General features: G+C 46.5%; 17 protein-coding genes. 3 read left to right on the top strand and 14 right to left on the bottom strand.

What is annotated here, in order from left to right; translation table 11 throughout:
* Window positions 1-3 precede the first annotated feature (3 nt).
* The 11 genes from DWW23_RS00255 to DWW23_RS00305 form a co-directional block, all read right to left on the bottom strand.
* The gene (locus DWW23_RS00255; protein ID WP_122351308.1) at window positions 4-759 is read right to left on the bottom strand and encodes a tyrosine-protein phosphatase; all 756 of its coding nucleotides are present in this window, start codon (window positions 757-759) and stop codon (window positions 4-6) included.
* Window positions 760-767: 8 nt separating this feature from the next.
* Complete coding sequence (locus tag DWW23_RS00260) at window positions 768-3128, bottom strand: polysaccharide biosynthesis tyrosine autokinase (RefSeq protein WP_122351309.1); 2361 nt, start codon at window positions 3126-3128, stop codon at window positions 768-770.
* A 12-nt stretch (window positions 3129-3140) separates the two neighbouring features.
* The gene (locus DWW23_RS00265) at window positions 3141-3893 is read right to left on the bottom strand and encodes a polysaccharide biosynthesis/export family protein (RefSeq protein WP_370449231.1); all 753 of its coding nucleotides are present in this window, start codon (window positions 3891-3893) and stop codon (window positions 3141-3143) included.
* Window positions 3894-3945: 52 nt separating this feature from the next.
* A complete protein-coding gene (locus DWW23_RS00270) occupies window positions 3946-5181 on the bottom strand; it encodes a carboxypeptidase-like regulatory domain-containing protein (RefSeq protein WP_122351310.1) in 1236 nt (411 codons plus the stop codon).
* Window positions 5182-5218: 37 nt separating this feature from the next.
* Window positions 5219-6451 carry a YjbH domain-containing protein gene (locus tag DWW23_RS00275; protein ID WP_233564226.1) on the bottom strand — a complete coding sequence of 411 codons (1233 nt, stop codon included), beginning with the start codon at window positions 6449-6451 and terminating at the stop codon, window positions 5219-5221.
* 19 nt (window positions 6452-6470) lie between these two features.
* On the bottom strand, window positions 6471-7163 hold the full coding sequence (locus tag DWW23_RS00280) for a YjbH domain-containing protein (protein ID WP_233564243.1): 693 nt from the start codon (window positions 7161-7163) through the stop codon (window positions 6471-6473).
* Between the two features lie 75 nt (window positions 7164-7238).
* On the bottom strand, window positions 7239-7511 hold the full coding sequence (locus tag DWW23_RS00285; RefSeq protein ID WP_122351313.1) for a DUF4248 domain-containing protein: 273 nt from the start codon (window positions 7509-7511) through the stop codon (window positions 7239-7241).
* On the bottom strand, window positions 7508-8695 hold the full coding sequence (locus tag DWW23_RS00290) for a DNA primase (RefSeq protein ID WP_122351314.1): 1188 nt from the start codon (window positions 8693-8695) through the stop codon (window positions 7508-7510). The genes DWW23_RS00285 and DWW23_RS00290 overlap by 4 nt, the downstream gene beginning before the upstream one ends.
* Complete coding sequence (locus DWW23_RS00295; protein WP_122351315.1) at window positions 8692-10029, bottom strand: DnaB-like helicase C-terminal domain-containing protein; 1338 nt, start codon at window positions 10027-10029, stop codon at window positions 8692-8694. The genes DWW23_RS00290 and DWW23_RS00295 overlap by 4 nt, the downstream gene beginning before the upstream one ends.
* Window positions 10026-10526, bottom strand: coding sequence for a hypothetical protein (locus DWW23_RS00300; protein WP_122351316.1), 501 nt, complete (start codon window positions 10524-10526; stop codon window positions 10026-10028). Before DWW23_RS00300 ends, DWW23_RS00295 begins: the two co-directional genes overlap by 4 nt.
* A gap of 301 nt (window positions 10527-10827) precedes the next feature.
* Entirely contained in the window at window positions 10828-11268 is a 441-nt protein-coding gene (locus DWW23_RS00305) for a hypothetical protein (protein WP_122351317.1), read from the bottom strand.
* Window positions 11269-11610: 342 nt separating this feature from the next.
* On the opposite strand from DWW23_RS00305, the gene DWW23_RS00310 reads away from it, so the two are divergent.
* The 3 genes from DWW23_RS00310 to DWW23_RS00320 all read left to right on the top strand — a co-directional run bounded on the left by DWW23_RS00310 (window position 11611) and on the right by DWW23_RS00320 (window position 12985).
* Complete coding sequence (locus tag DWW23_RS00310; protein ID WP_122351318.1) at window positions 11611-12066, top strand: HU family DNA-binding protein; 456 nt, start codon at window positions 11611-11613, stop codon at window positions 12064-12066.
* A gap of 97 nt (window positions 12067-12163) precedes the next feature.
* A complete protein-coding gene (locus DWW23_RS00315) occupies window positions 12164-12625 on the top strand; it encodes a glucosaminidase domain-containing protein (protein ID WP_122351319.1) in 462 nt (153 codons plus the stop codon).
* Window positions 12626-12658: 33 nt separating this feature from the next.
* Entirely contained in the window at window positions 12659-12985 is a 327-nt protein-coding gene (locus DWW23_RS00320) for a hypothetical protein (protein WP_122351320.1), read from the top strand.
* A 56-nt stretch (window positions 12986-13041) separates the two neighbouring features.
* Here DWW23_RS00320 and DWW23_RS00325 read toward each other — a convergent pair whose 3' ends face one another.
* From DWW23_RS00325 to DWW23_RS00335, 3 genes are all read right to left on the bottom strand, one after another.
* Complete coding sequence (locus DWW23_RS00325; protein ID WP_122351321.1) at window positions 13042-13281, bottom strand: hypothetical protein; 240 nt, start codon at window positions 13279-13281, stop codon at window positions 13042-13044.
* Window positions 13282-13481: 200 nt separating this feature from the next.
* Window positions 13482-14726: a DegT/DnrJ/EryC1/StrS aminotransferase family protein gene (locus tag DWW23_RS00330; protein WP_122351322.1), complete on the bottom strand. Its 1245-nt coding sequence runs from the start codon at window positions 14724-14726 to the stop codon at window positions 13482-13484.
* A 6-nt stretch (window positions 14727-14732) separates the two neighbouring features.
* Window positions 14733-15317 carry an acetyltransferase gene (locus tag DWW23_RS00335; RefSeq protein ID WP_122351323.1) on the bottom strand — a complete coding sequence of 195 codons (585 nt, stop codon included), beginning with the start codon at window positions 15315-15317 and terminating at the stop codon, window positions 14733-14735.
* Window positions 15318-15319: the final 2 nt, after the last annotated feature.

Here is a 15319-nt window from a genome sequence, read left to right on the forward strand (position 1 = left end):
GTTTTAAATTTTTTGTTCTTCCAACGATCCGCTGTTCCAAAGCGAATCGTTATTATTAAATAGTTTGTAGATTTGTTTCATCTGACTTCCCGACAAGTAGAGTTTTTTCAGGCCTTTTTCATAATCGGCCAGCCGGTGAAAATCCGACCCCACATAATCATAATATTCTTTATTCAACAAAATCCGGGCAACCGACCGGGCTTGCTTTCCATACAGTCCGGCCAACGAGAACAAATTCAACTGAAACTTATATCCTTTGTCTTTCAGAAAATAATAATCATCCTGCGTCATATACTGATACAGTTCCGGATGAGCGATAACAGGCCTATACCCTTCCAGCATAAGATCGAATAAAAAAGTCAGGAATTTCTCGGGTGCCGATAAGCGGGAAGTCTCCACCAATATCTGCTTACCGGGGAAAGTCAATACTTTTCCCCTCTTACGGGCATCAAAACCATTATCCAGCATATATTCGGCAGCCAGACATAATTCAATATCCGCAGGGCAACACTCTTTCAGAATGGAATATTTTGCCTGTAAAAGTTCTAACGAATTATTCGTACATTCTTCCGCAATATGAGGAGTAAGGAAGATTCGCTTTACCCCTACCTCCCTCATCCTATCCAATGCAGCCATCGAGTCCATTAAGGACTCCGCTCCCCCGTCCACATTGGGAAGCAGATGTGCATGCACATCCGTCATTCCCTCAAGCAATGTGGTATAAAGAATATTTCTCTTCGGTATAATCCAGGTCAACATAACGGAAACTATTTTGATTTTTTCTTTTCATTCCCGTAACCGTAGCCATAACCATAGCCGTATCCGTATCCGTAACCATAGCCCGAATGGTTATAGCGTACGCCGTTCAGGATCAAACTCATATTCCTGAACTTATCCTGTTTATACAGCTTCTCCAGTTCCGGAAGCTGGCGGCGGTCCATCAAACCGGCACGCAGGATATAAATGGTCAGGTCAGCTACGCGATTCACAATAGCCGCATCGGCAACCAGACCTGCAGGCACATTATCCAGAATGATATAGTCATACCGTTTCTTCAGCTCTTCGATCAAAGTATCCAAACGGGTACTCAACAAAAGCTCGGAAGGATTGGGAGGAACAGGGCCCGTATGGATAATATCCAGATTCTTCGCAATTTCCTCTTTTCCTATGATTACATCTACATCATCCACTTTTCCAGATAAATAGTTTGTAACTCCCATGTTAGTGCTAGCACTAACATGGCTGCTAAGGGTACCCTTACGAATATCGAGATCGATCAGTATCACCTTTTTGCTGGTCAAAGCAAAGCTCATCGCCAGATTCATCGACACAAATGTCTTACCGGCATTCGGATTGAAAGAAGTAAACATCACCACTTTCATATCCTTTGCTTTCACACGCATGAAATCCATATTCGTACGAACAATGCGGAATGCCTCCGAAATACTGTCGCGCCCGTTTTCACGCACGACTATTTCATCTTTATTCTTCTTGTCACGCAAAGGGATCTCTCCCAGGAACGGAATCGATACGGCATCTTCCACATCTTTACGTGTACGCACGGTTGTATTCATAACTATCCGCAGCCAGATAATACCTGCCGGAATAGCCAACCCCAATACCATAGCCGCCAGTAAAATCATCATCGACTTGGGAGCCACCGGACTCCGGCTACCCTGGGCAGCATCGATCACACGGGCATTACTTTCCGTGATCGCCTGCGATAAGGCATTCTCTTCCCGCTTATTCAGCAGGTAGAGATACAGCTCTTCCTTGATCTTCTGCTGGCGTTCGACCGACAGCACATACTTCTGTTGTGTCGGTACAGCCGAGATACGGCGTGTCGTTTGTACCTCCCGCTCCTTGATATTCTTTATCTTGATATTCAGACCGACAATCAGGTTGTCAACCGCCCGGATTATGGTCTGTTTCATCGCATTCAGCGAATTGTTCAGATCCATTACCACCGGGTTCTTATTACTACTGTTGCTGATCAGTTTGTCACGTTTCAGCAACAGGTTGTTGTACTCGCTGATCTGTCCCTCGATATTCACATCCGCGATGCCGGTATTAGCCGGTATCAGGTCGGCACTTTTATGAGGGTCCGTGAGGTAATCGCGTATATATTTGGCAAGCGTCCTCTGGTTTTCCAACCCCAGTCCTTCTTTACTGTACTGACTGCTTTCCTGCAGGTACATGCCTGTCTCGGAGCTGATATCCGTTAACCGGTTTTCCCGTTTATACGTTTCGATATCGGCATCCACGCTTCCCAACTCCTTTTCAATAATGATCAGACGCTCATTGATGAAATTGGATGTATTCACCGTTACCTGGTTCTTGTCGTTTATCGCATCCTCATTGTAAACAGCGATCAACATATTCAGGATATCCTCCGCACGCGGGATAGACACATCCTGCAAAGTCAGGTTAATGATCGTAGCCGTTTTACTGGCTAATACCACTTGCAGGGCATTGCTGTAATTCAATGCGACATCTTCCCGGTTCTTCTTCCCGACAACGACAGACTTTCCGAAATATTTATCCGAATAATACAAGGTCGGAGTTACCACCAGCTTGCCGGCAGGCGTTGCCACCGTATCGTTCAACACGACCTTCTGCATTTTCCCCTCGGCCATAGAGAAATCCGACAGCAGCACTTCTTTTTCCGACAAAGGCGTCACTACCAATGAAAACGCCTGCGTCGCCTCCGCCTCCGGGAACTGTACGGCTACAGGCGACTGCGTATACAACTCAACCGTACGCAACCCATCCTTTTCCGTATAGCTGACATCCAGATTCAGACGCTCGGAAACAATATTCATCAAACGTTTCGATTTGAAAACCAACACCTCGTTATCCACGTTGCTTTTTACATTGAACATATTCAGTTCTTCAAAAGCCGCCGATTCACTAAGACCACCCCCTTTGGTATTATCCTTGATCAGCACGGAAGCCGTACGTGTATACACCTTCGGCGCCCATTTCAGATACAGGAACGCCACCCCGCAACAAAACAGGGTGGACAACAGGAACCAGTACCAGTTAGCCAGGACTATATGGAAAAGGTCGTTCAGATTCAGTTCGTTTTCTTTTTCACGTAAATAAGTAGTTTCTTGTTCAGAATTCATTAGATTATCCGATTATTTAAAGATTAATACCGCGATCGTCGTCAGCAACGAAATGACAGAAACCCAGACTCCGATCGAGTTATTCTGGTTAATGCTGCTCTGACCTGATTTCGCTTTATTCGGTTCTACATAGACAATATCGTTCTGCTGCAGGTAATAGCAGGGAGAATTAAAAATATCAGCCGACCGAAGATCATGGAAAAGGATCGTACGTTTCCCGTTATTTTCACGGATAACACCTACCCGGTCGCGACGGCCGTAGATAGTCAGGTCGCCTGCCATACTCAATGCTTCCAGCAATGTGATACGGTCGCCGGAGATAGTGAAACTACCCGGACGGCCCACTTCGCCCATCACCGAAACCTTAAAGTTCAGGAACTGTACCGTTACGATCGGATCTTTGATCAGGTCGCCTTCGATCAGCTTGCTCTTTACCAGCTCCGTCAACTGCATGCGGGTCAACCCTTCCACATGGATCTTCCCCAGGATCGGAAAATCTATATCTCCGTTCGTATCCACCAGATAACCTAAAACACGTTGCTGTCCGCCATTATTCGATCCCAACTGATAAGTCACCATCGGCATATTAAAAGGCAACGCCAGCTCCGGATCACGGCTGTTTACCATGATAGCCAGCAGGTCGTCGCTATGAATAATCACTTCATATTTCTGTTCGATCTCCTGCTGTTTCAATGGGATAACATCCTGTAGATAGATAATTTTCTTGGTTGAAGTGCAGGCGGAAAAAAACACCGCCATACACATCACCAGATAAGTCACATATTTTATCTTCATACTTTTCTTCTTTTCCGGATATTTACTCGCCTGAACCACCGGAATGACTTCCATGACTCGCCCCTTTCTCAGTTGTCACTACCAGGTCGACTCCCTCATATTTCACAACCGGAATGGTCAGCGCTACAGTCTGTCCTCCGAATACGACCGGAAAACCAAATACCGTAGTAGTGGTCTTTTCAATCATGGAAACAGTCGCTTTCATATCCCCGCTTACTCTGGCATCACGTTTCAATGTCATCTCACCGACACTCTGAGTTCCTCCCAGCAATGAAGCCAATGAACTTTCGACAGCACCGGATAAAGCTGTAACATCACTATCACTCAAGCCTGCCAATTGTTTCTTCAGCAGGTCGCTCGTAGTTCCGTCGATTTTCCAACCCAAGTGGAATGTCACATCGATCGCCTGTTCTTTTGAATCCATATTTCCCAGATTATCAATCACAACCGATGCCAGATCTTCAGTTTTAGATGTTCCCTTTTGTGATGAACAAGGCACTCCGAACGAGTGATTTGAAAATCCGTCGATCGTGGTCATATAATATCCATTTCCATTGTAATCGGCAGTACCGGTTTCATTCCACACGCCGTTCTTCTCCACATAATGCCTTACATCAGCAAAATAAACGCTGTTACTTGCCGGATTCTTCATCCGCAGAATAACAGGCTTCTCAAAAGTCTGACCGTCCGGTTCACAACTAACAGTAGAGAGACTGGCACGAACGGTACCTGCCTGAGACTTTTTAGCACCTTCCTTATAAGCCGTCACAGTTATATCCGTTGCCGTTTTAACCGCACCGGCCGGAAATTCCAGTTCCACCATTTGCCGTTTAGCCTCTATCACTGTACTTCCGGCATCCGGAGTAACGGTAACAGGCTGATTTTTTTCCTCCAGTTCCTGCACCAGCGATACGACACTCTGTTTCTTGGCATCAGACGGGAAACTGGCTTCTGCCGTAACGGTCACATACCCGCTCTTCTCAAAAGTGACAACGTAATCATTTTTCGATGTCATCTCCAACTGGAAAGTACCGTCGGCGGCCGTCGTTGCTTCCGAGTTCGATGCAGTTACTTTTACACCCTCCAAAGCATTATTTCCAGCCATCACTTTTCCGGCAATGTAATAGACCTCCGCATCCAACGGATTTTCCACAATGACGGGAGTCGGTTCATCTTTCTTACAGGAACTAAGTCCTACACCTACTGTTGCAGCAAGACATATAGCCATGCCCGCAACCAAATGCTTGTTCATTTTCATTTTGTCTTCTTTTTTGTTAAAAAAATATTTCTTGATATTATTTGGATTGTTCTGCCAGGATCACCAGGTTATCCTTGATAAAGTCAGGATTGTAGTAAGTGCGGTTTCTGTTTTCATCCGGACGTGTCTCGTAAGAACGTCCCAGCCTGCGTGATGTATACCGGGGCCCCGACTGCGCTTCATACTGCCAGTCAAAATATTCCGGCAAACGCATCCGGACAGCCCGGTGCTTGCTACGTTTTTTCCGGGGCAGAGGAATAGCAAAGTGAAATCCTCCGTTCACCTCCCCTTCGGAATACATGGCAAACAAACCGACTGTTATCTCTCCGAAATGACGGCTGCAATCACCACGCACTCCATAATCGCCATAGATATACCGATGCGCCGATAAGTCGAACTGCAAATTATAATACGGCTCGTTATAGCGCACCAATACCGAGCCGTTTACCCGTCTCCATTGTGTCACCTCCCATCTACCGCCGTAAAAAGTGGATGCTCCCGTCAGGCCGCCGCTCAAGCCGAAAGCCCAACGGTCGGAATTTGTATGATACAACAGGTTCAGGTCCACCCCGATCCGGTCCTGATTAAAATTGCCTACACTCAATGTCGCAAACACATTTTTCGGTAACCGTATTTCCTGACGTACCACCAGCATCCCTGCACGGATATAATCCATTTCTCCTACCAGATTATTCCAGACCGGAAATATCACCTGCCCGGTAAAAGAGGCACCTTTCCATAAACCGATCTCTACAGCCGGTGCTATATCGAGTACGGCTCCGTATATTTTATCCAGCCAGGAATTTTGCAATCTGACCTGGGGATACAATACCAGATCCACTTTCCCTGCCGAACGGTTTACCGCTTTCGTCCCTTTCAAAGCCTTCATAACCTCATCCGTATCGTAACTTATCGCCAGTCCCTTCATCACGGCCGCCAGTGACAAACGCCCCTGCCGGTAAGCAGAGACAAACTCCCGGTCCAGCGACACCCTGATTTGAGGAATTCCGTTTTCCAATACGGCCAGTTGTATGTTTTCATCTGCAATATCCGGTTCATCCAATAAAGTCCGGATCACCTCAAACAATCCGCGATAAGTACCCCGGTAAACATTATCCTCATAAGCAATACACACCCCACCAGCCTGTACCGCCACTTTTACGTTTTCCATCCCCAGGTCGACAAGCGTCTCCTTTACTGTCGCCTTTCCTTTCCAACCAAACAGACTACCCAGGAGAAATAAAAAAAGTATACGATATATCTTCAACATCCGACTGTAACGATTTAAGTCATTTCCAGCATCTGAACTCATACCGTATCCCGGCAGAGAGAGCTTTGAAATCATAGCAGAAAGCGTGTAGGGATAAATGATTGAAAAACCGTGCGGCAGCCCCTACACTCACTGCCTCCGTATCATATTCGACCATCAGTACGACAGGTTTCAGAAAAGCCGGACGATAGCTTACTCCTCCAAAAACGCCCTTATGGTAAGCATCTTTACGGAACGGGATATTACCTCCCAAAGAAAGCCCCAGATCATGACCGCCGAATAACAGATGTTTCGTTCCAACAACATATACGGACGAGAAAAAACGGTTGCCTTTGACTTTCGCAAACATATTCAGTTCGCCGCTCGTAAAGGCATCATTCGATCCCAGAACGATTGCCGGATGCCACTTCCCCTCTTTCAGGGGGCGAAGACGCAATGAGACAGAACGGTCCTGCTGCCATTTATTCCCGTTTTCAAATTCTCCGTGAAGTAAAGTACAACGGTATGCAACCTCCAGGAACGGCAGGAAAGTCATATTGACAAAATAGTTTCCGGTATCATAGTCCCAGTAGCCGGGTGTCATCGCTTCAGGCAGGAAATTAGCTCCTCCCATAAAAGTTCCGTCTGCTTGCATATCCGCAGTCGGAATCGTCTGCAATCCGGTCATGCCCAGCGAATACTGGGCATTCAATGACGAAGCGACCGGTAACATGCAGACCACAAAAAAGAATTTCAAAAAATAGTTCATTTGATTTATCTGTCAACAGATATTTCTTTCATCCTAAAATCAGGGTTCGCCCAGAACTTCCACAATATACCCCACCTGGCGCGGTGTCAGAATGCGTTGCGTACGGTTCCATCCCGTCTTTCCCAGGCTACGGAGTAATCCGGCATTTGCCGTCACCCATACTTTCAACCGGCGTGAGGCTGCCGCAGGAGTCAGATCCGGACTATACAATATCCCCAGTTCCATCCAGGTAAAACTGCGGTTCTTCCACATCCTTTCCTCCTCATCTTCCCCGGCGGTCTTTATCCTGCTTTTTCTATCATCCTTCTTCATACCCACCTCCAGTCCATCGTGGCCGGACGTCTCTCCCTCTGCGACAGACCGGTCAGGTAAGCCATTCCGACATTCAGGCAACGAAGTGCCTCCATCCGTTTCGCCGTATCGGTAATGGCAGACAACAGCAGTATCCCTTCCCGGATACGTCCCAACAATAAAGCCTCTTCCGAAGAGGCCCCCTGCATGAGTCTTTCCCGCAGATACCTTGTAAACCTTTCTTTTCCCCAAAGCCTGAACAACGAGTCCGGGTCTTGCCCTTCCGGCAGTTCCATCCTATACACCCGGAGATCTTGCATACCCAGCTGGCAAACCGCCTTTTCAGCAGCCTTTCTTCCTGCTGCGTCCGCATCCAGCATCACGACCACCCGCGAGGTGTATTTCTTCAACAAGGCAATATGCCCGTCGCACAAAGCCGTTCCGCAAAGCGCCACCGTATTCCTGAATCCGGCTGCGTGCATCGCCAGCACATCTTTGTATCCTTCCACCAGAATGGCAAATTGTTTTTCACGAATCATTTTCCGGGCCATATCCAAGCCGTAAAGTAGCTCGTTTTTACGATAGAGTCCGCTGGTCGGCGAGTTGATATATTTAGGGATATCCGGATTTTCGGTCAGACGGCGTGCTCCGAACCCGACCAACTGCCCCTCCTCATTCCGGATGGGAAACACCAGCCGGTTACGCATTGCCTTCCATTCTTCAGGAACCATCGCCGGTGAAGTCCCAACCCCGAAATCGAGCCAGGTCGGTGTCAGGTCCGAATCCCCTGAAGCGGCAGGAAGGAGAGACGAAAGAAACTGAAGGTTTTTTTCAATTGAAATTTGAGAATCGAGATTTGAAAATTTGTCTGTTTCACATACCGGCTTTGTCAATTTGACTTCGGGTTTGACCTCAGATTTCACTTTCGACTTTCCATTTTCCATTTTCAATTTATCTATTGCCTCTCCGAACGATATCCCTTCTATCTTCTGTAAAAAACTGATTACGTCCCCTTTCTCTCCACAGGCAAAACAGATGAAACACTGCTTCTCCGGATTTACCGCCAAAGAAGGGTGACGATCTTTATGGAACGGGCAACACCCCAACAGGCTTCTCCCCTTCTGCGTCAGCTGTACATACCGCCCGATGATTTCTTCGATCGGCGGTGCAGACTGTTTTATATTGTTTATTTCCCGTTGCGTCATGATGCAGGAGTATTACGATAGTTCGTGATCTTCGTATAAGATTCGTTGTAACGGTAACGGGCAATTCCTGTCGCCCCGTTCCTGTTTTTCACGATATAAAGTTTGCCTACTCCCACCAGGCTCTCCCCTGTCCGTTCGTCCCGTATAATCCCATGCTTTTCCGGACGATAGACAAAAATTACACAATCCGCCACCTGCTCGATCGTACCCGAATCCCTCAGGTCGCTCATCACCGGGACATGTGCCTTATCCGGTCTCGTCTCGCAGGCACGGTTCATCTGCGAAACAAGCAAAACCGGACAATCAGCCTCCAGTGACAGCTGTTTCAAGGCAGTCACATTACGTCCTACCACCTGATCCAGTGTTTCATTCTTCTGGCGGACCGACGACAACAGATGCAGATAATCGATCACCACCAGGTCGCACTCGCCCGCCTTACTCTTCAGCATCACCTTGGCTCGGATATCGCCGACCGTACAGCAAGGCGTGTAATCGATATACAACGGTAGCTTATCCAACTTCTTTCCTGCTTCCGCCAGCATCTCCAGTTCCTGTTGCGTCAATCCGGAAATACGCAGATGATCGGCATCCACATCGGTCATGCCAGCCAGGATACGGTTCAGCAGTTGCAAGTCAGACATTTCCAGGCTGAACAGGCAGACATGCTTTCCGGCACGTGCCGCATTGACAGCGATATGAAGTGCCACCGCCGTTTTCCCGTCGCTGGGACGGCCGCCCAAAACGATCACCTCCCCACGATGCAAACCGCCCGTGACATAATCAAGTTCCTCCATCCCGCTCAATATCCGGGTGACATCCTCGGAAGCATTCATCCGTTTCCGGTGCCATTCCACAGCCTTTGCCGACAGTTCTCCCACCGTCTGCATCGGTTCCCCGTCGGCCGTATTCCGCCGGATATCCATCAACGACTGCTCCGCCTCCGCGATCAGCTCATCGGGCACGGCATCGAACTGTCCCGATTTAAAATTCAGCATAACGAACAATTGTCCCAGCAGACGCAGTTTATACCGGCGTTTCACCTCATCGGCATACAGGCTTACATTCTCTCCGGTACGGACATTCAGCATGGCCGGGAGGATGAAAGAAAGCCCGTTCAGTTCTTTCCACTGTGCCTCGTCCTGGCGACGCATTTCAGTCTCGACCGTCATCATATCCGGCCGCACACCCCGGTTGTACAAATCCATGATAACCCCGTAAACAAAGCTCAGCGACTTATCTTCAAACATCTCTTTACGCAAGGAAGAAGCTACCAGCATCGGAGCTTCCGCCGAGGTCAGCAGGCAACAGATCAACGTTTTCTCGACATCCATCATACGTCACTCCTTTCCTGTCGGTTACCGGCATCCTGCATGCTGCGTCCCCCCATTTTCCGCTCGATATCGGCCAATGTGCAAGACGGCTCAGATTCCCGTTGCTGCGTGTCCGTTTCCAATTCGTAACCGGAAAAATAGTCGTAGCCGCAAATACCGATACGTGTTCCTCCGGTCACGGCATTGATTACGATCAGATGATCAATAGCCAGTAATTTCAAATAATAGCCGACCGACCCGATACTGATACAAGTCAATTCCGACAATTCATGATAGGTTCCCATATACTCCCCCCGGCGGCAAATATGCCGGTACTTCCCTAAAATCACCGTTCCGTCGATATAAAAAGCTCTGATAATCAAAGTGACGTACATTTTTGCCAGATCGCGTTCTTTTTTTATCGGACAAGTTAACTTGTTCAAGATCTTTCTCGGCAACCTGATAAAAGCCTTTCCCAGTAACGTTGCAACCTGGGCATAGTTTCTCTGCTCTCTGTTCATTGTGTTTGGTTTAACTAAAATTAGTATTTGCGTCCTTATGTGCGCTCTATTCGCAAAAACAATTGAATAACATCAGATCATATCAGGTTTATATTTGCTCTCTATTTAGCTTTTATGCGTTCCTCTTTAATATAAAAAGAAGTATTTCTTATATAAAGATTTTATAATAGGAGGTTTTTCAATTTTTTTCAGAATAAGACCGTTCTCCAACGCTTTAAAACAAAGGTACACAGTGCTTTTCTGATATAAAAAACTGTTTTTCACGTATTTATTACAACCCAACAGACTATACATCAACAGGTTAGTTATTAAAAATTCCGTTCTTTCTCTTCGGTTCGAGCTTCATTTCCCGTCTTATCTGGTCATGTATATGCAGATAATCCTCATGTGCATTCTTCAGAATGCTGCAGATGTACGATTTTTCAAAGTCGGTTTGAAAGATCATGTAGATATAATCCGCCAGTTCCTCATACGAACAATCACCGAACATCCCGCTTCTGACCATCCCCGACAAATATTCGATAAACAACTTCGGTTCCTTTACCCTGATCCGTTCCAGGTCGAGGGGACCGGTATCGTAATGGCAGTAACTGTATATCACCTCGCGGTACTGTTTGAAAAACGACCTGGCCAGGTCGTCCCATGTCCTTTTCTCCCTGATCTTCGGGTCTCCCAGCAAAAATGCCAGTAAAAAGATATCCGGTATCTCATTTTCGTGTTCGTCGATCGATTTTTTCAGCAAAGGGAACGACAGATGTTTACCTGCTATTCCTCGTATCCTTTTTTTAAAAGGCTGATTCCTTTTTGTAGATCTTGTCTGTTAAATAAATCCATAAGTCTATACTTTTTTATGTCTCCGTATAGTCTGTCCGGATTGTAAAACATATACCTTTTGTCTTCAAAACATATATGTTTTAACAACGAAACATACCTGTTTTGAATGTAAATATTTAACTGTTTTTATCTGACCCTATCTGTCTCTACCGGCATCTATCTGTCTGCGTGTTTTCGGGCTGCCGTACCTTTGTAATGTTATCGATAACCAACAATTAATTTCAAGTATCAACCCTAATTTTTAAAATCTATGCCATTAAAGTACAGACTTGTCAAACGCAAAGACATGAGTAAAGATGCAGCAGAAGGAGCCGAGCTCTACTATGCGCAGACCAGCATCAGTAAAAAGGTCGATCTGAACCGTATCTGCAGCCGTATCAGCAAATACAGTACCGCCAGCCGTGGCGATATCCTGCTGGTCCTGGACGGTTTGATCACCGTCATGAACGAATCCCTTGCCGACGGCGAATCGATCCATCTGGGCGATTTCGGTAGTTTCCGTATGGTTGCCGGCAGCAAAGGTTCCAGCACCGAAAAGGATTTCAATTCTTCGTTGTTCAATCGTGCTCATATCGTATTTTATCCGGGTACCATGCTGATGGATATTGTCCGCGACGCTTCTTACGAGAAGTGGGTCATTCCGGGCAGCGATTCAGGCTCCGGTTCAGGTTCGGGCGGCGGTAGCGACCGTCCGGAGATTGAGTAAAAGAATCAACCAATTTGCCAATGTGGCAATTAAGATTGCAATAATTGGTATTCCCATTGGCATATTGACACATTGACAAATAATTTCATTATCGATTATGACAAAACTAGATTTTATCAAACAGTATCTTCCCCTCGCCCAAAAGGCGGCAGAGCGGTTCGGAATGAACCCGGTCATCATCCTGGCTCAATCCGCCATCGAGACCGGTTGGGGCGAAAGTGCGCTGTGCAGAGGGCATAACAACTTTTTCGGCATCACCGCTTATGGCCGTCCCAACCCTTTCTGGGAAGGAGACCGTACCGACCTGTCTGCCAACGACGGCCGTCCGTGTCTGTGGTTCCGCAGTTACCTCACTCCGGAAGCCAGTTTTCTCGATTTCGCCCGTCTGATCCACTCGGCCTATCCTGTGGCCGCGACTCTCACCTTCCACCCTTCCGCCTACGCCAAAGAGATTGCTTACAGCAAATATATCAGCGAAGTGAACGGCGATAACCGTGCGGCTTACCAGCGTATGTTGGTGGCGGTCAGCCGGTCGATAGAGCGATTGAAGGTAAATTAATTTTCAATTCTCAATTTATAATTTTCAATTTCCATGAATGTCCTTGAAACAATTCTCAACTTCCTCACCGGCCTTGCCCGGATCATCTTCCCCCGCAAGCGAAAACCGGCAGCCGGTGACTGCCCCTGTTCTCATCCTCTGCCTGCTCCTCCTGAGCCTCCTCTCCCTCCTGATGAGGGAGACGGAAGTGACCCTGACCTGCATCGGGGCGATTCTCTCGCTCTCACCCAGGGGGACTGGGGAAGCCGCAGAGATGGGAAGAATAACCTCCCGCCCGGAGCTGACTGGCTCGGAATGTCAGGATATAGCCTGATGCTGATGGGCGGGGTCGGGTGTCTTTATAAATGGTTTATTGCGTAAGCGATTCCTGCTGGGGGTGTGTCACTAGGGTATTGGTGATACACTCCCTTTCTATATTACAAATCATGGGAATTATTGATTTTCTTAGAATAACAAAGAAAAAAGTTCCATCCCATCTCCTTCCTCAATCGTTCCATCACTTCTTCGGTAGAATGAAATTCACCGCGCTTATGAGCTTTAACCGCATAATCGGCCGAAGCATCCAACATTTCCTTTAAAATAAGCGTTTCTGAATTTCCTTTTGAAGTCAATTCTTTAACATACTTATAAACTTCGGATAACTTTTCTTGATCCAACTTTATAAGTTCCTTAAAATATCAACTCTCAATGTATCTACACTAAAGGTATTCATATCGTTTTATATTTGTAGTTCCTTTTTACAAAGGAAGTAAATCATTTAGAATAATCATTCTCTCTTCTTTATTTAACATTTACACTTCTTTAAAATAAGTATCCGACCAAGTCGGAGCGAACTGACATATAATATTCAATTATTTCACTTCTGAATCGCCTTCTTGAGCTCTTGCACAATATAAGCCACATCATCATCCGTCACACATGGTCCACTCGGCAAACAAAGTCCTCGTTTGAACAATGATTCACTCACACCGTTTACATAACAATGATTATTCTTATATACAGGTTGCAAATGCATCGGTTTCCATAGCGGTCGAGATTCAATACCGGCAGCATCCAACGCCATACGCATCATTTCCACATTTCTGTTCGGTTCCGAATTCGTATGCAAGGAAGAAGCCTGATGTGTCATTCCGGCAGCTCCCCCTACAGTTCCCTGAACAACCGCTTCATAAGCTCGTTCTTCCCCTTTCACATGCAAGTCCGGATCAAGTAGAATTGTATTCAGCCAGTAGTTACTATCGAACCGGGGAGAAGGATTCTCATGCAACACAATCCCCTCCACTCCGGTAAGCTGTTCCTTATAAAGCTGACAAACATGTTTATGGTGAGTGATATGCTCATTCAGAACTGTCATCTGTCCTCGACCGATACCGGCACAGATATTCGACATACGGTAATTATAACCTATCTCCTCATGCTGATAATAAGGATAAGACTCGCGAGCCTGAGTTGCATAGAACATGATCTTCTTTTTCACCTCTTCGTCCGGACAGATCAACGCTCCTCCACCAGAAGTGGTGATCATCTTGTTACCGTTGAAAGAAAGTACCCCGTACCGTCCGAACGTACCGCAAACCTGTCCGTCATACCGGCTGCCCAATCCTTCGGCCGCATCTTCGATAACCGGAATATCATATTTATCGGCTACTGCCATGATCTCCTCTATCTTGGCAGGCATCCCGTACAGATAAACCGGAACAATTGCCTTCGGCTTTTTACCCGTCTTAGCAATCCGATCCTTAATAGCCTCCTCCAACAACTCCGGATCCATATTCCAAGTATCCATTTCCGAATCCACAAACACCGGAGTAGCCCCCAGATAAGTCACCGGATGCGAAGAAGCACAGAAAGTAAAGCTCTGTACGATCACTTCATCCCCCGGTTCCACACCGCAAGCCAGTAAAGCCAGATGGACAGCTGCCGTACCAGCGGAAAGGGCTACAACTTCCTTTGTATTTCCTACAAAATGTTTCAGATCCTCTTCAAACCCATTCACATTCGGCCCTAAGGGTACAACCCAATTAGTATCAAAGGCTTCTTGAATGAAAATCTGTTCTTTGCCGCTCATGTGAGCAAGGCAAAGGTAAATTCGTTTGTTCATTATCTATTACAAATATTTTAATATTTTACACCTATTTCCTACTGCTAAAACCCTGTCCGGAATATCTTTGGCAACCACCGAGCCTGCACCTATCACAGACCATTTACCGATTTTTACTCCCGGTAAGACCGTCGAACCTGCACCGATCCAACTTCCTTCACCAACATGTACGTTTCCACAAAGCGAACTATGTGGAGAGATATGCACATAATTTCCTACTACACATTCATGATCGACAGACACTCCGGTGTTAACAATACAATGTTTCCCTATACAGGCACAAGACTGGACAATCGCTCCCTGCATTATTACCGATCCTTCCTGCACGGTAGCATAAGGAGAAACTATTGCAGACGGATGTATCACCGTTACAAACTCAACATTCAATTTGTGGGCAATAACCTGACGTATTTTATTATCCCCTATACTTATTATCAGAGGTGAAATATCTTCTTTTCCATGAAAAACCGGATAACCCAACAGTTCATTTATCTCCGGATTATCATCGACAAGGCCCTCTATCTCTATATGATTCGCTTTTAATATATCTATGATCACTTTAGCATGACCACTCGCACCGTATAAATACATAT

Origin of the sequence: Parabacteroides sp. AF14-59 (assembly GCF_003479515.1) — a bacterium.
GTDB lineage: Bacteria > Bacteroidota > Bacteroidia > Bacteroidales > Tannerellaceae > Parabacteroides > Parabacteroides faecis.